This is a genomic window from uncultured Stenotrophomonas sp., assembly GCF_963519125.1.
Classification (GTDB): Bacteria; Pseudomonadota; Gammaproteobacteria; order Xanthomonadales; family Xanthomonadaceae; genus Stenotrophomonas.
The window spans coordinates 43121-62137 of the sequence record NZ_CAUQLJ010000018.1 but is presented as its reverse complement, the minus strand read 5'-3'; the positions used below and the strand labels follow the sequence as shown (position 1 = coordinate 62137).

General features: G+C 66.0%; 16 protein-coding genes and 2 tRNA genes. 3 read left to right on the top strand and 15 right to left on the bottom strand.

Annotation, left to right across the window (positions count from 1 at the left end):
* Positions 1-10: 10 nt before the first annotated feature.
* The 7 genes from pgaA to RYM47_RS15200 all read right to left on the bottom strand — a co-directional run bounded on the left by pgaA (position 11) and on the right by RYM47_RS15200 (position 6919).
* Positions 11-2047 carry a poly-beta-1,6 N-acetyl-D-glucosamine export porin PgaA gene (pgaA, locus tag RYM47_RS15230; RefSeq protein WP_315388881.1) on the bottom strand — a complete coding sequence of 679 codons (2037 nt, stop codon included), beginning with the start codon at positions 2045-2047 and terminating at the stop codon, positions 11-13.
* Positions 2048-2405: 358 nt separating this feature from the next.
* Entirely contained in the window at positions 2406-3617 is a 1212-nt protein-coding gene (locus RYM47_RS15225; RefSeq protein WP_315388880.1) for an MFS transporter, read from the bottom strand.
* 74 nt (positions 3618-3691) lie between these two features.
* Positions 3692-3768 (bottom strand) — tRNA-Pro (locus RYM47_RS15220).
* 140 nt (positions 3769-3908) lie between these two features.
* A tRNA-Pro gene (locus RYM47_RS15215) sits at positions 3909-3985 on the bottom strand.
* A gap of 48 nt (positions 3986-4033) precedes the next feature.
* Positions 4034-4150, bottom strand: coding sequence for a cytochrome bd-I oxidase subunit CydX (gene cydX, locus RYM47_RS15210; protein ID WP_311182274.1), 117 nt, complete (start codon positions 4148-4150; stop codon positions 4034-4036).
* Between the two features lie 12 nt (positions 4151-4162).
* Positions 4163-5317, bottom strand: coding sequence for a cytochrome d ubiquinol oxidase subunit II (gene cydB / locus RYM47_RS15205; protein ID WP_315388879.1), 1155 nt, complete (start codon positions 5315-5317; stop codon positions 4163-4165).
* A 15-nt stretch (positions 5318-5332) separates the two neighbouring features.
* A complete protein-coding gene (locus tag RYM47_RS15200; RefSeq protein WP_315388878.1) occupies positions 5333-6919 on the bottom strand; it encodes a cytochrome ubiquinol oxidase subunit I in 1587 nt (528 codons plus the stop codon).
* A gap of 225 nt (positions 6920-7144) precedes the next feature.
* On the opposite strand from RYM47_RS15200, the gene cydD reads away from it, so the two are divergent.
* On the top strand, positions 7145-8875 hold the full coding sequence (cydD, locus tag RYM47_RS15195) for a thiol reductant ABC exporter subunit CydD (RefSeq protein WP_315388877.1): 1731 nt from the start codon (positions 7145-7147) through the stop codon (positions 8873-8875).
* On the top strand, positions 8872-10548 hold the full coding sequence (gene cydC, locus RYM47_RS15190) for a thiol reductant ABC exporter subunit CydC (protein WP_315388876.1): 1677 nt from the start codon (positions 8872-8874) through the stop codon (positions 10546-10548). Before cydD ends, cydC begins: the two co-directional genes overlap by 4 nt.
* Before the next feature lie 110 nt (positions 10549-10658).
* On the opposite strand, the gene RYM47_RS15185 is transcribed toward cydC, so the two are convergent.
* From RYM47_RS15185 to RYM47_RS15160, 6 genes are all read right to left on the bottom strand, one after another.
* Positions 10659-11015: a response regulator gene (locus RYM47_RS15185; RefSeq protein ID WP_315388875.1), complete on the bottom strand. Its 357-nt coding sequence runs from the start codon at positions 11013-11015 to the stop codon at positions 10659-10661.
* A 1-nt stretch (position 11016) separates the two neighbouring features.
* Entirely contained in the window at positions 11017-12159 is a 1143-nt protein-coding gene (locus tag RYM47_RS15180) for a PAS domain S-box protein (RefSeq protein ID WP_315388874.1), read from the bottom strand.
* A 139-nt stretch (positions 12160-12298) separates the two neighbouring features.
* Positions 12299-14116 (bottom strand): glycoside hydrolase family 15 protein, encoded by a 1818-nt coding sequence (locus RYM47_RS15175; protein ID WP_315388873.1) that lies wholly within the window; start codon positions 14114-14116, stop codon positions 12299-12301.
* Positions 14113-15012, bottom strand: coding sequence for an SDR family oxidoreductase (locus tag RYM47_RS15170; protein ID WP_315388872.1), 900 nt, complete (start codon positions 15010-15012; stop codon positions 14113-14115). The genes RYM47_RS15175 and RYM47_RS15170 overlap by 4 nt, the downstream gene beginning before the upstream one ends.
* Before the next feature lie 36 nt (positions 15013-15048).
* Positions 15049-15915 carry an SDR family oxidoreductase gene (locus RYM47_RS15165; RefSeq protein ID WP_315388871.1) on the bottom strand — a complete coding sequence of 289 codons (867 nt, stop codon included), beginning with the start codon at positions 15913-15915 and terminating at the stop codon, positions 15049-15051.
* Between the two features lie 95 nt (positions 15916-16010).
* Positions 16011-16397 (bottom strand): sensory rhodopsin transducer, encoded by a 387-nt coding sequence (locus RYM47_RS15160; protein ID WP_315388870.1) that lies wholly within the window; start codon positions 16395-16397, stop codon positions 16011-16013.
* Positions 16398-16554: 157 nt separating this feature from the next.
* On the opposite strand from RYM47_RS15160, the gene RYM47_RS15155 reads away from it, so the two are divergent.
* The gene (locus RYM47_RS15155) at positions 16555-17031 is read left to right on the top strand and encodes a YetF domain-containing protein (RefSeq protein ID WP_315388869.1); all 477 of its coding nucleotides are present in this window, start codon (positions 16555-16557) and stop codon (positions 17029-17031) included.
* A gap of 179 nt (positions 17032-17210) precedes the next feature.
* Here the strand turns inward: RYM47_RS15155 and RYM47_RS15150 are convergent, their stop codons facing one another.
* Complete coding sequence (locus RYM47_RS15150) at positions 17211-17816, bottom strand: DUF1294 domain-containing protein (RefSeq protein WP_315388868.1); 606 nt, start codon at positions 17814-17816, stop codon at positions 17211-17213.
* 3 nt (positions 17817-17819) lie between these two features.
* A complete protein-coding gene (locus RYM47_RS15145; protein ID WP_315388867.1) occupies positions 17820-18932 on the bottom strand; it encodes a homoserine O-acetyltransferase in 1113 nt (370 codons plus the stop codon).
* Between the last annotated feature and the right edge of the window lie 85 nt (positions 18933-19017).

Below are 19017 nucleotides of genomic sequence, written 5' to 3'. Positions count from 1 at the left end.
GTGTCGCATCTCATTGTCCCCAGCGCAGGCCGGCATCAAGGCCGATATGGCGTTCGCGGTTGCCGTCGTAGACCGGTCGCGACCAGCTGATTCCGTATTCGAAAATCCGGCCGTCGGCCAGCTGCCACTCGTGTCGGTACTCGGCCGAAGGCACCAGCGCACTGCCGAAGCCCTGCTGCCAGTAGTTGCCCAGGGACACCGTCAGGCGGTGGCGGAAGTGGCGTTCGTAGTGGCGCCAAAGCTGCTGGTCCACGCGCAGGCCGATCTCCGCCGAACGGTCTTCGGACGGGTTGAAGTAGGGCACGTCGTCGCGGCTGCCCCGGCTGGCATACAGGGTGCCGATGCCGTCCAGCAGCAGGGTGGGGCGGGTCAGCAGGCGCTGCTCGATACCGGTGGTGAAGGTGTCGCGGCGGTTGCCGTCGTCGTAGCGGAACTGGCTGAGCCCGGCGCTCCAGTGGGTCAGCTCGTTGCGCCGGTAGTCCACCGCCAGCGCCACGCTGTCGGCGGTGATGCCGGACACGCGCGCCTGCAGCGAGGCATCGGCCGCATTGCGCGCAGCGGTGACCCCGGCATGCCAGGTGTCGCTGAACTGCCAGCCGAAGCCGGCGCTCAGCCCGGTTTCGCCCACATCATCATTGGCGCGGTATACGAACGCTTCGGCATCGGCGCGGCCGAAGCGGTAGCGCGTGCCCAGGCCCACCCACAGCGGGCGGATGGTCTGGTCCTGGAAATCCACGCTGCGGCGGTCGGCAAAGCCGACCACGCGCCAGCGGTCGTCGATCACCGGCGACTGCACTTCCACGCCATAGCGGCCGTCGTCGTTACCCAGCGGCGAGGTACCGCCGCCGCCTTCGCTGCGGCCGCCTTCGGCGTATGCATGCAGCTGCCAGCCACGATGCGCCTTCCAGCTGCGATCCATGCGCTGCACCGAAGGCTGGTTCGGGTAGCGCTCCAGCAGGGTGTCGTGGATCGGTCGGGCCAGGTCGTCGCGCTGCAGTTGCACGTAAGCGTCGTACTGGCCCAGCCGCGCCGAGACGTCGCGCGGGTCCAGCGTGTTGGCCATGCTGTAGCGTTCCAGCGCCTTGCGTGGCCAGCCGCGCATCATGTAGATGTTGCCCAGCGACGACTGGGTACCGCCGTTGGCCGGGGCGATCGCCACCATGTTTTCCAGCTCGCGCTGTGCGGTGGGCAGGTCGCCGCTGTAGGCGCGGATCATCGCCAGGTTGAGGTCGGCCTCGTAACGTGGCCAGTTCGCATACGGTGCGCGCGCACCATTGGCCCAGCGCCAGGCCGGTTCCTGCTTCTGCCACTGGGTCAGCACGCCGATGGCCGTATCCGCCTGCTCGCTCTCCAGGTGCGCGTAGGCCAGCTCCGAATGCACTTCGGAACGGCCGGGGTCTGACTTGAGTGCCGCTTCCAACACCGGAATCGCTTCATCCGGGTGCTGGCTGGCCATCAGCGAATCGCCGACCGGGGCCATCAGGTATGCCGGTACTTCATGGCCTTCGGCCAGCAGCTGGCGGTATTCGGTACGCACCTGCTCGTGCCGGCCCAGCCGGTTGAGCAGGATCAGGCGGTCATAGCGGATGCGCAGCGGTGCGGTCTGCACGGTCTGGCCATCGCGCTGCAGGATGCGCTCCATCTCCGCCAGCGCGTTCTCGGCTTCGTCCAGGCGCGTGTCTTCGCTGGCGCCATAGGCCAGGCTCCAGCCGACCCGCTTGGCCAGGTAGTTCGCTTCGAAGCGCTGCTTCTGCGCGTCGTCGAACAGGTCCGGGCGCGCCTGGTACAGCTGCCACGCGCGGTGCGCGTTGCCGATGTCCGACAGGGTCAGCACCTGCAACCGGTACAGCAGGTCGTCATTGGGCACGTCCACCTGGGCGCGTTCGATCGCTGCCAGCGCATCCAGCCAACGCGCCTGGTCACGGTAGGTGCTGATTTCAGCCAGATGGTCCGCTCGCGAGGTGGCGGCAAAAGCAGCCGGAACCGTCAAGCAAAGCGTGGCACATGCCAGGCCGACGCAAAGCGCCAGCGGCCGATGGTTGTACATGGAACCCCCGGGAGCATCCCTTCAAAAGTGTCTGTTCGTGCGCAAAACGTGACGCACATCACATGCCAATGGTGCCCGAAGGGCGGTTTGTTGACAAATTGTTAACCCGCACGATGGCCTCCGCAGCTGTGGAAACAGGCGCGATCAATACTTCAACTTATTGATTTAAAAGACCATCCGGCCGCCGCCACGGCGTGGTTCCGGGGGTCTGCACACCCTGAAACGGTTCATGGAGCCCGGACGCGGGATGCGACCGGGAACCACTTCCAATGACCCCATCTCGCTACAGGTCATTTTCCGACACGCTACGTCACAAGATGCGCACGGTATGTGACGCGGTTCCGAAAATCGTGGCCGACTACCAGACGTCTTCCAGCTTCTGCGGCTTGCAGGCCACCCACGAGGCACTGATCAACACCACCGCACACACCAGCAGGAACCCGAACGGCAGGTACCACGCGCCGCTGATCGCATGCAGCCAACCGAACAGGAACGGCCCCAGGCAACTGAAGGCATAGCCCACGCCCTGCATGAAGCCGGACAGGGCGGCCGAACCGGCGGGGGTGCGCGTACGCAGGTTGATCAGCGTCAACGCCAGCGGGAACGTGGAAGGGCCAATGCCCAACAGCACCGCCCACAGCCACGGCGCCTTCATCGGCGCGAACAGCAGCCCGGCGAATGCAATCAAGAACGCGCTGAAGCCGACAACCACCAGCGGGAACGGATTGCGCAGCCGCACCGCCAGCGCGGGCATGGTCAACGACGGCACCAGCCCCAGCGCGGCGAAGATCGCCACCATCACCCCGCCGAACGCCGGCGTGGCCCCGGCTTCCACCACGATGCGCGGCAGCCAGGTGAACATCGAATAGGTCATCAACGACGTCATGCCGAACATCAGCGCCATGCCCCAGGCCAGCGGCGTGCGCCACACCTTGCCGTGCGGCTGCGCGGTGGGATCGGCAGCGGTGTCCAGCGGGTCCGGATGTGGGCGGCGGCGGGCCAGTGCGATCCAGGGCAGGGCGGCGGCCACTGCCAGGATCGCCCAGATGCCCAGCGACACGCGCCAGCCGGCCTGTTCGGCCAGCGGCACCGCCAGCAGCGCCGGCACCATCGTGCCCAGTTGCAGCACCGTTATATAAAGCGTGCTCACCGTGCCCACGCGGTTGGCGAAGTAGCGCTTCACCAGCGGTGGCACCACCACGTTGCCGATGCCCATGCCGGCCAGCGCCACCACCGAACCGAACAGCAGGCTGCCCACCCCGCCGGCCATCGAGCGCAGCAGCAGGCCCACCGCGGCCAGCACCATGGCCAGCAGCGCGGTGCGCTCCAGCCCGATGCGGCGCGCCACCATCGGCGTGGTCACCCCGAACAGCGCGAACGACGCGGTGGGCAGCATGCCCAGCACGCCGGTCATGGTGGTGCCGAAGCCGAAGGTCTGGCCCAGCTGGTCCAGCAGCGGGGTGACCGAGGTCACCGCCGTACGCAGGTTCAAGGCGGCGAGCAGGATGGCGGAGAACGCCAGTACGCGGCCGCGAAGCAGCGAGGTGGAATCGGCAGAGCTGGGAGACATGGGGGCCTCTGGAATGAAAATACAAAAAAGCCCGGAGGACATGTGTCTTCCAGGCTTCAATGTGACCACTTGCATGGTCGGGGAGACAGGATTCGAACCTGCGACCTCTACGTCCCGAACGTAGCGCTCTACCAGACTGAGCTACACCCCGAAGGGAGCCGCCTATTCTAGCGATTCACCCCGATGGCGGCAAGGGGTGAATGCTGTTTTCTTCACACTGCCGAAGCAGTGCCACTTCAGGGAACAAAAAAGCCTGGACGACTTCACCAGGCTTCAATGCGACCACTTGAGTGGTCGGGGAGACAGGATTCGAACCTGCGACCTCTACGTCCCGAACGTAGCGCTCTACCAGACTGAGCTACACCCCGAAGGAGCCGACAAGGATACGGTGTGAAGAGACTATCGGCAACCTTTTTTTAGCGTCCGGCGTTACGGTCGGCGAGCGTCTGTTCGCGCGCCTCGAACCACATGCCGTTGAGGATGGCCGCGGCCGAAGCCAGGCCGGTGCCAAGAATCCAGGCGAAATACCACATGGTTGTCTCCTATCAATATGCGTTGGGGTTGTCGGCCATGTCTTCGGACGTGGTCTTGCCCTTCATCACCCGGTAGACCCAGCTCGTATACGCAATGATGATCGGCAGGAAGATCACCGTCGCCACCAGCATGATGAACAGCGTCAGTTGGCTCGACGACGCGTCCCACACGGTCAGGCTGCCGCTGGGCTGGCTGGACGAGGGCAGCAGGAACGGAAAGATCGCAAAGCCCACGGTCAGGATGATGCCGGCGATCGACGCGCCCGAGGCCAGGAACGCGGCCATGCCACGCCGTGCCCGCAGCAGCACGAAGCTGGCCAATGCGCCGGCCAGGCCCAGCAGCGGGAACACCAGGGTCAGCGGCATGCTGCTGTAGTTGCGCAGCCAGCCACCGGCCGCCGCGCCCACTGCGGCCGTCTTCAACAGCGGGTTGGTCGGGCCGTCGGTGACCAACCGCGAGGTGATCTCATACCCCGGCAGTCCGAAGGCCACCCACGCACCGCCCGCGGCGAACAGCACGAAGCTGAGCAGCGCGGCAATGCTGCCGTAACGCGCCGAACGCTCGGCCACCGGGCCGTCGGTCTTCAGCACCAGCATCGCGGCACCGTGCGAGACCATCATTGCCACGCCGACCAGACCGGCCAGCAGTGCGAACGGGGTGAGCAGGCCGAAGAACGAGCCGGTGTAGAAGATCCGCATGCTGTCGTCGAAGTGATACGGCACACCCAGCAGCACGTTGCCCACCGCCACGCTGGCGATCAGCGCCGGCAGCAACCCACCGACGAACAGCACCCAGTCCCACGTGGTGCGCCAGCGTGCGCTCGGCATCTTGCTGCGGTACTTGAAGCCCACGGGGCGCAGGATCAACCCGAACAGCATCGCGAAGATCGCCAGGTAGAAGCCGGAGAAACTCACCGCATACAGCGGCGGCCATGCGGCGAAGATCGCACCGCCGCCCAGCACCAGCCATACCTGGTTGCCTTCCCACACCGGGCCGACGGTATTGATCACCAGCCGGCGTTCTTCATCGGTTTTCGCCACGAACGGGAGCAGGGTGCCCACGCCCAGGTCGAAGCCGTCCATCACCGCCCAGCCGACCAGCAGGATGCCCAGCAGCAGCCACCAGATCACGCGCAGCGTGGTGTAATCAAGTCCAAGAATTTCCATCTGGGTTCTCCTGCCTTATGCCTGGCCGGGTGCCGGGGCGGCATTGTGGGGAAGCGGCTTCCGCGACGGCTGCAGCGACGGAAGAATGTCGGCCGGGCCGGTGCGGATCGCCTTGAGCATCAGCTTGATTTCGATGATCAGCAGCACCGTGTACAGCGCGGTGAACACCGCCAGCGTGGTCAGGATTTCATGCAGGGCCAGGCCCGACGCCGCATAGAAGGTGGGCAGCACGCCGTCCACCGCCCACGGCTGGCGACCATACTCGGCCACGAACCAGCCGCATTCGATCGCGATCCACGGCGCCGGCATCGACCACACCGCCAGGCGCAGGAACCAGCGCTTGTCCTGGAAGTTGTTGCGGCAGGAGAAGTAGAAGGCCACCGCGAAGAACGCGATCAGGTAGAAACCGAGGCCGGCCATGATCCGGAAGGTCCAGAACAACGGGGCGACGCGCGGCACGGTATCCATCGCCGCCTTGGAGATTTCTTCCGGGGTGGCATTGAGGATGTCGTCGCGGTACCGCTTCAGCAACAGGCCATGGCCCAGGTCCTGCCAGTGGCGGTCGAACATCTCACGCGCTTCAAGGTCGTTCTTGTCCTTGCGCACGCGTTCCAGCGCGCCATAGGCCAACTGGCCGCCCTTGATGCGGTGTTCGGCACGCTCCACCAGTTCCAGGATGCCCGGAATCGGCTGGTTGAACGAACGCGTTGCGATCAGGCCCATCAGGTAGGGAATGCGGATCGCGAAGTCGTTCTGCTGGGTCCGCTGATTCGGAATGCCGAACGCGGTGAAGTCGGCCGGGGCGCGCTCGGTTTCCCACATCGCCTCGATCGCGGCCAGCTTCATCTTCTGGTGTTCGCTGGCGGCATAACCGCTCTCATCGCCCAGCACCACCACCGACAGGGACGACAGCAGGCCGAACGCAGCCGCTACCGCGAACGAGCGCCGCGCCATGTCCTGGTGCTTGTTGCGCAGCAGGTAGAACGCGCTGATGCCCATCACGAAGATCGCGCCGGTCACGTAGCCCGCGCTGACCGTATGCACGAACTTGGCCTGCGCCACCGGGTTGAACAGCACCGCGGCAAAGTCCACCACCTCCATGCGCATGGTGTCCGGGTTGAATACCGCACCGGTGGGGTTCTGCATCCAGCCGTTGGCGATCAGGATCCACACCGCCGAAAGATTGGTGCCCAGCGCCATGAACCAGGTCACCGCCAGGTGCTTGACCGGGCTCAGCCGCTTCCAGCCAAAGAAGAACAGGCCGATCAGCGTGGCTTCCAGGAAGAACGCCATCAGGCCCTCGATGGCCAGCGGCGCACCGAAGATGTCGCCCACGTAGTGGCTGTAGTACGACCAGTTCATGCCGAACTGGAATTCCATCACCAGGCCGGTGGCCACGCCGATGGCGAAGTTGATCCCGAACAGCGTGCCCCAGAACAGGGTCATCTGTCGCCAGACCTGTTTACGGGTCATCACGTACACGCTTTCCATGATGGCCACCAGGAACGACAGGCCAAGCGTGAGGGGGACAAAAAGGAAGTGGTACATCGCGGTCAAAGCGAACTGCAGCCGCGACAGTTCTACGACTGTCGAATCGATCATGGCCTGGCTACCTCGTGGGGTTCTGCCGTTTCAGGTGGCGGGAAGGGGGGTCTACGGGATGAATTCTGTGACCTGCAACTTCAAACAGCCTTGATTCAGATCAATGTATGCGACGGTTGTGGACGGCATCGTAGGGCTCCCCCTGCGACCGTGTGCCGCACCGGAAGGGTACGCCGGCAGCCATTACAATGTCGGGCATCTCTTCTGCGGCGCCAGTGATTCCTCTTGAGCCAGCCCCCGGACGTGCCTGCCGTTGAAACCCCCGACCTGCGCCGCCAGCGCCTGCGCTGGCTGGACAGCCTGGCACTTGGCGCCCGCGGTCGCCAGCGCCTGGCCGCGCTGTCCATCTGCTGTTCCGGCGCCCTGCTGATCGGGCAGGCGGCCGCCATTGCCTGGCTCATCCAGGCCGTGCTGGTGGCGCGCCGCCCGTTGGCCGAGGCCACCGGGGTGCTGCTGGGACTCATGCTAATACTGATCGTGCGCGCGTTGCTCAGTAGTTTTACCCAGGCGGCCGCAGGCGATGTGGCCGACACCGCCCGGCTCGCACTGCGCGAGCGCGTCTACCGCCGGCTGCTGGGGCGGGGCCCGTTGTGGCTGCGCCAGCAGCGCAGCGGCGAGCTCGGCGAACTGATGCTCGCCCATGCCGATGCGGTGGAGAGCTACTACGCCGGCTACCAGCCGGTACGCATCGAAGTGGTGGTGGTGCCGCTGCTGATCCTGCTGGCGGTGGCCTGCGTAGACTGGGTGGTGGCGCTCATCCTTCTGTTCACCGCGCCGCTGGTGCCGTTCTTCATGATGCTGGTCGGCTGGGGCGCTGAAGCGGCCGGCCGCGCCCAGCTCGGCGAACTGGCGCGCATGAGCGGGCACTTCGCCGACCGCATCAAGGGCCTGGGCCTGCTGCGCCTGTACGGGCGTGGCGAGGCCGAGCTGGAAGGCGTGGCCGCTGCCGCAGAGGGCGTGCGCGAGCGCACCATGAAGGTGCTGCGCATCGCGTTCCTCTCGTCCACCGTGCTGGAGTTCTTCGCCTCGGTCAGCGTGGCCATGGTGGCGCTGTACCTGGGCTTGAGCTACCTGGGCCTGATGTCGCTGCATGCGGCGGTGCCCACCTTGGGCGCGGGCATGTTCTGCCTGCTGCTGGCGCCGGAGTTCTACGCCCCGCTGCGCCGCCTGGCCGCGCATTACCACGACCGCGCCAATGCGCTGGCGGCTGCGGCCGAGGTGGAGCGCCTGCTGGGTGAGCTGCCGGGGCAGGAGACTGAGGATGAGGCCGCGTCCGCGCCGCTGCGCGCGCCCGAACTACTGGAGCAGCACGCACCGCCCGTGGTGGTGCGGGATCTGGTCCTGCGTCCGCTGGGCGCCGATCACGATGTGGTCCAGCAGCTCTCGTTCCAGATCGAAGCCGGTCAGCGCCTGGCGCTGGTCGGTCCCAGTGGGAGTGGCAAGAGCACGCTGCTGGAAGCGCTTGCCGGCTGGTTGCCACCGCGTTCGGGCAGCATCGTGCTGCGTCCGGGGCTGGAGGTAGGTTATGCCGGGCAACGCCCGTACCTGTTCCACGGCAGTATCGCCGACAACCTGCGCCTGGCTGATCCCGGGGTGAGCGACGCGCGCCTGCATGCGGTGGCCGAAGCGGCGCAGGTGATGCGCTTTGCCGCACATCTGCCGCAGGGCCTGGACACGGTGATCGGCGAGCGCGGGTTCGGCCTGTCCGGCGGTGAAGCGCGCCGCATCGGGCTGGCCCGCCTGCTGCTGCGCGACCCGCAGTTGTTGTTGCTGGACGAGCCGACCGCATTTCTGGATCCGTACACCGAAGCGGCGCTGCTGCAGACGCTGGCGGCATTCGCCCGCGACCGCGCGGTGGTGATCGCCACCCACAGCGAGGCCGCCATGCGCTGGGCCGACACGCGACTGGTGCTGACCGCCGCCGGGCGCGCGCAGGTCACGGAGGAGCCGACATGAACGACGTTCGCGACGACGCCCTGAAACAGGTGTTCACCCGCCATCGCGGCCGCCTGCTGCTGACGGTGCTGCTGCTGTGGACCACCATGCTGGCGGGTACCGCGCTGCTTGGCCTGTCCGGTGGATTCCTCACCGCCGCCGCGCTGGCCGGTGCGGCCGGGCTGGGCAGCGGTTTCAACTTTTTCTCGCCCTCGGCCGGCATTCGCGGCCTGACCATGGCGCGCATTGTCTCGCGCTATTTCGAAAAGCTGGTGGGCCATGACGTCACCCTGCGCATCGCCCGCGACCTGCGCGTGTGGTTCTTCCGCCGCGCGCTGCCGCTGGCCCCGGCACGCTTGGCCGGTGTGCGCACCGGCGAACTGCTGGCCCGGTTGATGTCGGACATCGGCGAAGTGGACGGCCTGCTGGTGCGCGCCATCGGCCCGCTGCTGGCGTTGGGCGGGGTCTCGCTGGTGGCGGTGGTCTCGTCGTGGCTCATCTACCCCCCCGCCGCGCTGCTGCTGGCGGTGCTGGCACTGGCGATCGGCGTGGGCGTGCCGTGGTTGACGGTGCGTGGCGCCGGTGCGCATGAGCGCGACCGCGCGCTGCATCGCGCGCACCTGCGGGCGCAGTCGTTCGAAGGCCTGGAAGGCGCGGCGGACCTGACCGCACAGCAGGCCCGCGAGGACTGGAACCTGCGCGTGGTAGTGGCGGCCAGGCAGCTGCGTTCGCGCGACCGGCGCCGACGCTGGCGGCTGGTGGCCGGCAATGCGCTGCATGGGGTCTGCGCCGGGCTTGGCCTGGTCGGGATGCTGTGGGTGGCGCTGCACGGCTTCGAGCAGGGTGCCATCGATGCCGCGCTGGCGGCAGCGTTGGTCTTCCTTACCGTAGCGTTGATCGAACTGTGGGCCGGCATTGGCCTGGCCTGGCAGTCGTGGCTGTCGGGGCGCGTTGCCGCCGCGCGTCTTGAAGCCATCGTTGACCAGCCTGCGGGTGTGGCCGACGCCGAAGTGCCGGTGGCGGTGCCGGTGCAGCCGGCGGCACTGACATTCGAGCAGGTAAGTTTCCGCTGGCCGGGGCAGGCGCGCGCAGTGCTGGACGGCGTGGCGTTGCAGCTTGAGCCGGGCGAGCGTATCGCGATCCGGGGTGACAGCGGCAGTGGCAAGACCACCTTGTCGTCGTTGCTGTTGCGCCTGTGGGATCCGGGCGCCGGGCGCGTGCTGTACGGCGGCCAGGACATCCGCAGCCTGGCCCAGGCCGACTGGCACACGCAGATTGCGTGGCTGCCGCAGAACGCACCGGTGTTTGCCGGCAGCATTTCCGACAACCTGCGCCTCGGCGATGCGCAGGCCAGCGATGCGCAGCTCTGGCGGGTGCTGGCCGCTGTCCGTCTGCAGGCGTGGGCCGAACGGCTGGGTGGCCTGCAGGCGTGGGTGGGCGAGAACGGCGCCACCATGTCGGCCGGTCAGGCGCGGCGGCTGGCGCTGGCGCGCGCGTTGCTGCGTGGCTCACCGATCCTGTTGCTGGACGAACCCACCGAAGGGTTGGACGTGGATACGGCGCATGCGTTGTTGCAGGACATGGTCGCTGCCCTGGGTGGCCGCAGCCTGGTGATGATTACGCATGATGCATTGCCGGAGGGGATCGTGCACCGGAGTTATCGGTTGCATGAAGGTGCGTTGCACGACGCGTGATGTGCCAATTGCGACGCACCATAGGCCACGCCCATCAAACACGTCTCGAACGCGAGCGCCTGCAGGCCTCCTGATGCGGTAGCGCCGGGCTCTGCCCGGCCGCTCTCCGCTCAGGCAAGCTGCTTGTAGATGAACTCGACGAGATTCTTCAGTCGGTAGGGTTTCGAAACGTACTCGACCGACGGTGGCATGGGCGGCAGCTGCGAACGCTGCAGGCCAGAAACTACCACCACGCGCGCATGGGGCTGCAGGGTGATCGCTTCAGCCGCCACCTGAAGGCCCGAAACATCACCGGGCATGCTGACATCGGTCAGCACCACGGCGTACCGGGTCGGCCCGCGCAGCTCGGCGAGCGCCTCGCGTCCATCGCTTGCAGCAGTGACTGCAAAGCCGTGCAGCGACAGCGCGTCGGTCATGATCGTGCGCAGGTCTTCTTCGTCATCCACAAGCAGCAGGTTGATCGCCATCTCATCCCCCGCCCACCGGGAAGCAAAGGGCAACCCGGGTGCCTTGCCCGGGCACGCTGCTCAATTGCGGAAAGCCACCGGACTGCGTGGTGAATCCGAACACCTGGCTCAGGCCCAGCCCGCTGCCGCGACCTACCGCCTTGGTGGTGAAAAACGGCTCGAATACCCGGGCCTGGTCGGCCAGCGGAATGCCTTCGCCATCGTCTTCCACGCTCAGGCAGACATGTGGGGCCGCTGACTCCGCATCGAACGACGGATCATGCGTCTTCTTCGCGCTTGCGGTGATGGTGATCGTGCCCCCGTTGGGCATCGCGTCGCGGCTGTTGCAGACCAGGTTGAGCACCGCGGCTTCAAACTGCGCCTTGTCGACGGACACCTGCGGCAGGGTGTCGGGCAGCGCGAACACCACCTTGACCCGGTCGCCGGCCGAGCGCTGCAGCAGTTCCTGGCACTCGCGCACTGCCTCGGCAAGGTTCACCGGCTCCGGCGACAGCGTCTGGCCGCGCCCGAAGGTCAGCAGCTGGCGTGACAGCAGGGCGCCGCGCTCGGCGGCGCGCAGGGCGGTTTCAATCAGCTTGCCCACTGCGCCATCTTTCACCCGCATGCTGATCAGGTCCAGGCAGTTGACGATGACCGTCAGCAGATTGTTGAAATCATGCGCCAGTCCGAGCGTCAGTTTGCCGATCGCCTCCATCTTCTGCGCCTGCAGCAGGCTGGCCTGCATTTTCTGGAAGCGCTCCTGCGACTTGTGTCGCTCGGTAATGTCCCGGGTCACCTTGGCAAACCCGATCAGCTCGCCGTCGTCCCAGATCGGGTCGATCACCACGCTGGCCAGGAAGCGGGAACCGTCCTGGCGAAGCCGCCAGCCTTCCTCGATGCATCGGCCCTCGACTGCCGCGGTATGCAGGTTGCGCTGCGGCAGGCCTGCCGCAGCCTCTTCGGGCAGGTAGAACCGGGAGAAGTTGGTGCCGATCACCTCGTCGGCCCGATACCCCTTGATGCGCTGGCCGCCGGGATTCCAGGTGCGGATCACGCCACGCGTGTCCAGCATGTAGATGGCGTAATCCGTGACCGAATTGACCAGGAGCGCAAACTGCCGGGATTCGTCATTCAGGGCAGCTTTGGGGCACGATGGATGGCTCACGCGAATCCTCCCTGGATTCGGGCTACCGTAGTTCTACTGTTGTAAATACCATGTAAAAATGATTCACGACCGGATTCGGCATTTTGTCGGGAGTTTCCATTGCCTGCCGTTGGTGGATAATGTAGACAGGCGCAGGGAATCAGTCGCCATCCAATGAAAGCGCTGCATGCACCAGTGCCAGGTGGCTCAATCCCTGCGGCGTGTTGCCCAGTCCGGAATCGGTGTGGGGGTCCCACATTTCGGGCATCAGCCCGACGTCGTTGCGGACCCTTGCCAGCAGCCGATCGAACAGGCTCGCAGCTTCCTCGCGCTCACCCAGCAGGCCGTAGGCCTCCACCATCCAGAACGCACAGCTGATGAAGGTGCCTTCGCAGTCCTGCATGCCGCTGTAGCGCCACAGCAGATCGCCCGTGGCGTCGCTCAGTTCCCGCCGGATCGCGTCGCGTGTCGCAACGAAGCGCTCAGGCCGCGCCTCGGCCAGGCCGAAGCGCGAGGCCAGCATCAAGCTGGCGTCGAGCCGTTCACTGCCGGGGTGCATGACATACGTCTGGCGCGCGTCGTCCCAGCAATGCGCATCGATCCAGTCCAGGATCCGATCGCGCTCACGCTGCCAGCGCGGCAGCCGCGCGGTGGTGATGTGACCCTGCTCGGCGAGCTCGCAGGCGCGGCGCAGTGCCATCCAGCATTCCACCTTCGACATGGTGTAGTGCTGCAGGTCCTCGAGCTCCCAGAAGCCGTTGTCCTTGCGCATCCAGCTGTCCGCGCATTCATCGGCCAGCTCGAACAGCAGGCGCGCGGTATTGGGATCGAGGATATGGCCGGCCTCGATCATGCGGCTGGCCATTTCCAGGATGTCGCCGTACGCGCAGGTCTGCAGCTGGTCGGTCGCGGTGTTGCCCACCCGCACCGGCTGGCTGTTGCGGTAGCCGGGCACGTCGATACGGCGTTCTTCCTCGACGCGTTCGCCGCGCAGGGTGTAGCAGGGCGCAAGGCCGGGCCGATGCTTGCCGATGGTGGTCATCAACCAGCTGAAACCGGCCTTGGCGTCGGGCAGGGCGCCTACGCGCAGGAAGGTCTTGATGACATACGCGGCGTCCCGCACCCAGGCGTAACGGTAGTCCCAGTTCTTGTCGCCACCGATCCGCTCCGGCAGCGACGCGCTGACCGCGGCGGCAATGGCGCCGGTAGGGGCAAACCAGAGGAACTTGAGCGCCAGCGCCGAGCAGATCACCTCGCTGCGACGGGTGGCGCCGCAATCCAGGTCGTCCACCCACTGCTGCCACTCGCGGTGTGAGCGGTCGATGCGGGTGTCGATGTCGACCAGGGGAGGCACCGGCAGCACCTCGTCCTGGGAGGCGAGCAACGCGACCAGCTCACGATCGCCGGCCTGCACGCGCAGCGTGCCGCGTACCTCACGGTCGTCGCAGACAGCGATGCGGGTGCGCTCCGGGTAGCGCAGCATCGTCATCACCGGTCCCACATGGTGTACGCAGCCATTGGGGGTGTCGCTCATCCACGGCGAACACGTGCCGGCGCGGGTGCCGGGCTGGTAGAGCAGGTCGAGTTCGACCTCACCCTCCAGTCCTTCCACCCGTCGCGCAAGCTCGGACCACGGCAGGCGACCGGCAGGACCGCTGTTCAACGACTCGGTGATGCGGGCGCGACCACCCGTCGTTGTCACTTCGGTCTCCAGCACATTGCTGTCCTGCAGATAGCGGCGCCTGATCGACGTCACGTGGTGTGCCTGCAGCACGAAACGACCGCCATGCGGGGCATCCAGCAAGCGGTCGAACAAGGGCGGCGCGTCCATGCAGGGGGCGCACCACCAGTCGATGCTGCCGTCCGGCGCGATCAACGCGCTGGAGCGACCGTCGCCGATGGCCGCATAGGCATGGATGGGCGCGTAGCCTTGGGCATCGCGCTCGAAATCCTTTCTTTCATTACGTGCGGACTTCACGGCAGCAGCATGCCGCCGGTTGCACCGATGACTTCACCGGTGATGTAGCTCGACTCCTGGGTCGCCAGCAGTACATACGCCGGTGCCATTTCCACCGGCTGGCCGGCCCGCTTGAGCGGCGTCTGCGAGCCGAACTCCGGAATGGCCTCGGGCGGCTGGCCGCCGGCCGGTTGCAACGGCGTCCAGACCGGGCCAGGTGCTACCGCATTCACCCGGATGCCCCGCTCGGCGACCTGGTGCGCCAGCGCCTTGGTGAAGTTGACGATGGCGGCCTTGGTGGGCGCGTAATCGAGCAGGTTCGGGGACGGCTGGTAGGCCTGGATGGACGCGGTGTTGATGATCGTGGCGCCAGCCGGCAGGTGCGGCAGGGCCGCCTTGCAGACCCAGAACAGCGCGTGCACATTGGTGCGGAACGTGGCATCGAACTGTTCGGTGGTGAGGTCTTCGATCTTCTCCACCGCCAGCTGCTTGCCGGCGATGTTGGCGAGCACGTCGAGTCCACCCAGAGCCTTGACCGCCTGATCCACCAGTTGATTGCAGAACGCCTCGTCCTGCAGGTCGCCGGGCACTGCGACCGCCTTGCGGCCTTCGGCTTCAATCAAGGCCACCACTTCGGCGGCGTCCTTCTCTTCTTCCGGCAGATAGTTGAGCACTACGTCGGCGCCTTCGCGTGCGAACGCGATGGCGACCGCGCGCCCGATGCCGGAATCGGCGCCGGTGACCAGGGCCTTGCGCCCCGCCATGCGACCGAAGCCGACGTAGCTTTCTTCGCCATGGTCGGCCTTGGGGCGGAGCGCGTGCACGGTGCCCGGTGGGGTCTGTACCTGTTCGGGATAGGTGGGCTGCGGGAACTGGGTGAGCGGGTTCTGCATGTCGTACTGGTTACGCGAGGTCATGGGGGCTCCAGTAGGGGGAGGTAGATTCAGTGGGTTTCAGAGCGTGACCGCGCCGCCGGACACGGTAAGCAGTGCACCGGAGGTGTAGCTGGCTCCGTCAGCGGCGAGCATCACGTAGGCCGACGCCAGTTCGGCAGGCTGGCCGGGGCGGCCGAACGGAGTCTGGCTGCCGAACTTCGCCACCTCCTCTGCGGCCATGCCAGCGGGAATGAAAGGTGTCCAGATCGGACCCGGCAACACGGCATTCACCCGGATGCCCTTTTCGGCAAGCAGGCCGGCCAGACCGATGGTCAGGTTCGCCAGTGCGCCCTTGGTGGCGGAGTAGGGCAGGATGTTCGGGGTGGGCTTCTTCGAGTTCACCGAGGCGGTATTGATGACCGAGCCGCCGTCCTTGAGATGCGGCACGCTCAGCCGGGTGAGGTTGAAGACCGCGTGGACATTGGTTTCGAAGGTCTTGCGCCAGTCGTCCAGGGTGATGTCATCGAACGACTCGTAGTAGCGCTGGTAGGCGGCGTTGTTGACCAGGATGTCCAGGCCGCCCAGTTCGGCGACCACCTTTTCGATCAGCGCTTTTGCCTGTGCGTCGTCGCTGATGTCGCAGGGAACGAGCACCGCCTTCTGGCCCGCCTTCTCAATCAATGCACCGATCGAGGCAGCGTCTTTCTCTTCGCCTTTCAGGAACGCGATGGCGACGTCCGCGCCTTCGCGCGCGTAGGCAATGGCTACGGCTGCGCCGATGCCGCTGTCGCCGCCGGTGATCAATGCCTTCTTGCCCTTCAGCAGGCCATTGCCCTCGTAGCTTTCCTCGCCGTGATCCGGACGTGGATCCATCTTGTCGGTCTTGCCGGGGAAGGTCTGCTGTTGGGTCTTGAACGGCGGCTTGGGATAGTTGGGCACGGCCATCGGCGGGAACTCCGTTGCATCAGGGAGGTTCCACTGTGCCCAAGCGCGGGTAAAGGGCGCGGCCCCGCCGTGTGCTCGCCATGTGCAGGGCGCGGCTACAGCGGGTAGGCAATCGTCGTCATGATGCTGTTCTCGGCCTGGCGCGAATCCAACCGCGTGTGCTGGACCACGACCGGCACATCGGAGTCGATGACGCAGGAGAATCCAATGCCGCGCGGCACCGGCGCGGGATCCTGCAGGTCGTTGAAGCGCTTGTGGCAGGTACGCTCGGCGGGCACGGTGAAGCGGTAAGGGCCTTGCGGCGGACGGTCCTCGAAGTACAGCGTCAGGCTGACCTGCGCGTCGGTGGTGGATGTATTGAGAATGCAGCAGGTCTCATGACTCTGCAGTTCGGGTTCAGGACCGTTGCTCCAGGCCGGAATATAGCCCTCGGCGATGGCCCAGCGGTGGCGACCAAGGGCGGACGTGGCGGATTGGGTCATGGCGTTGCTCCGTTCGCGGGACTCGGCAGGGTGGCAGTCACGGTGGCCTGCTGGCGTCGACGCCATGTGCGGATGGGGTCAATGGACGGCGTCGTATCACGGTGCATCGACCTGCCGTCTTGTATCCATCGCATGAACGTGTTCAAGGAGGTGATCGATGTCCGACCTGTTCGAGCTGGGCATGCCGTGGTTCGAGTTCGTGCTGCGCGCTGCTGCGGTCTATATCGTGGTGCTGTTGCTGACGCGCCTGAGCGGAAAGCGATCGATCGGGCAGTCGGCGCCTTTCGACATGCTGGTCATCGTGCTGCTGGGCACGGCGGTGCAGAATTCGCTGATCGGCGAGGATACGTCGCTGCTGGGTGGCCTGATCCTGGCGGCGACGCTCTTGGCGCTGAACTGGCTGGTGGGGTTTGCAACCGCGCGCAACCGGAAGCTGCACGCATGGGTGGAAGGGACCCCGATCATCCTCGTGCGCAACGGCAAAGTGTTCTGGGACCAGTTGCGCAGCTGCAATGTCGCGCCGGAAGACCTGGACGTGGCAATGCGCCGCGCGGGGTGCGATGGTCATCACCAGATCGCGTTGGCAGTAATGGAGACCTCAGGCGAGATCAGCATCGACACCGGGAAGCAATGAAGCAGCCAAGAAATCGATGAAACAGGCAATCCGTCGGTAGGGCCGGTTCCCAAACGGCCGCCGATAGCGGTGCAACGTTCTGTAACGCATGACCTGCATCGAGGAAAGCGCTTTCCTCGCCGACGTTCACGCCACAACAGAACGCGGATTCGGTATCGGCGGCCGTTTGGGAACCGGCCCTACCGAAGATTGCACACCCACCCTAGTGCGACCAGGTTCACCGCTACAACGATCCAGAACAACACCTGGAACGACACCTTTCGATTCTTGTGCCGAAGCCTTGCCTGCGCGATCAACGCACCGGGCCAGCCGCCGAAGAGCGCCAGCATCTGCAGCATCTTCTCAGGCGTACGGTCCAGGCCGCGTTGTGCCGATACCTTGTCGAGCGAGTACACCCAGTAGGTCACTACACTGAGTCCGCCGTAAAGTGCGGCCAGCCACACCGGGCAATAGCCGAGAAGTGTGGCGATACCCACGCCAGCGAGGAACAACAGCGCGATGGCCGTGCGCGGCAGGCGATCCGGGCCGGCAGTGCTGCGGGCAGCTGCGGAAGTGCCCGCGCGCGCTCCACCGCGTTGCAATGCAAAGCGCACCCCCACCGCATTGTTGCGCCCCTTGGCATCGCGCTGCACGTCATAGGTGATCACGTCGCCCAGCGCAGGCCGCCGGTCGCGCGCTGTGAACGCATGGATGTGCACGAAACAGCGTTCGCCACCGCCGTTCGGCTGTACGAAGCCGAAGCCGCGCGCATCATTCCATTCGCACAGCTTCCCCTGCTGGCGCATGGCTCAGAGCGCGTCCAGGAACGTGCGCACGGCCGGGCCGAAACGTTCGAAATCGACCAGGAAGGCGTCGTGGCCCTGCGGCGAGTCCAGCCCGATGAACTGCGCATCGGCGCCGCCGGCACGCAGGCCGTCGGCGATCTGCTGCTGTTGCTGCACCGGGAAAAGGATGTCGGTGTTGGCGCCGATGGCGAGTGCTTTCTCCACCTTGATGGTGGCAAGACCGTCCATCACGTTCCCGTCCGCGTATTCGGCCAGGTCGAACCAGTCCATCGAACGGCTGAGGTACAGATAGCAGTTGGGGTCGAAGAAGCGTACGAAGCGACGGGCGTGGCCTTCCAGATAACTTTCCACCTGGAACTCCAGCCCGAACGGGTCGTCGTCGGTCTGGTCCGAATCCAGCCGCACGCGGCCGAAGCGGCCGTCCCATTCCAGGGCCGAACGGTAGGTGATGACGCCCAGCTTGCGCGCCATGCGCATCCCCGATTCCGGGTAGTGTTCGTCGCTGTAGCGGCCGCCGTTCCACTGCGGGTCCAGTCGGATCGCCTCGCGCTGCAGCGAGCGGATCGCGATGGAGAAGGGCAGCGCCTGCGCGCTTCCCGAAATATTGATGTGGCTGCGGGCGATGCCCGGGTGCAACAGCAGCACCGCCAGCGCGGTCATGCCGCCCATCGAGTTGCCGATCACGCAGGCCAGTCGGGTGATGCCTAGTGCGCGTACTACCTCCACGGCAGCGCGAGCCCCATCCTCAATGGAGAGCTCCGGAAACTGCAGGCGGTACAGCTCGCCGGTGGCCGGATTGGCCGTGGCCGGCCCAGTCGATCCTTTGCAACTGCCCAGCGAGTTCACGCACACCACGAACCAGCGGTCGGTATCGATCGCCTTGCCCGGACCAACCATGCCTTCCCACCAGCCCGGCGCCGGGTTGGCATCATTTGTCGCCGCATGCGCGTCCGGCGAGAGACCGGTGACGATCAGGAGGGCGTTGCCGGCATCGGCGTTGAGCGTGCCCCACGTTTCGAAGGCGACGTGGCCGCCGTGGAGTTCGCCGCCGCGCTTGAACGCGAACGGCGAGGGCAGGGCGTGGTAACGGGTGCCGGGCGGGATGAATTCGGTCATGCGGGCATTCTACCCGGGCCGGGTGGGGGTGCCGTGCCGGAAGCGGGACGGTGTGTGTGCCTTCCTGACACGTGCGCATTTCCGG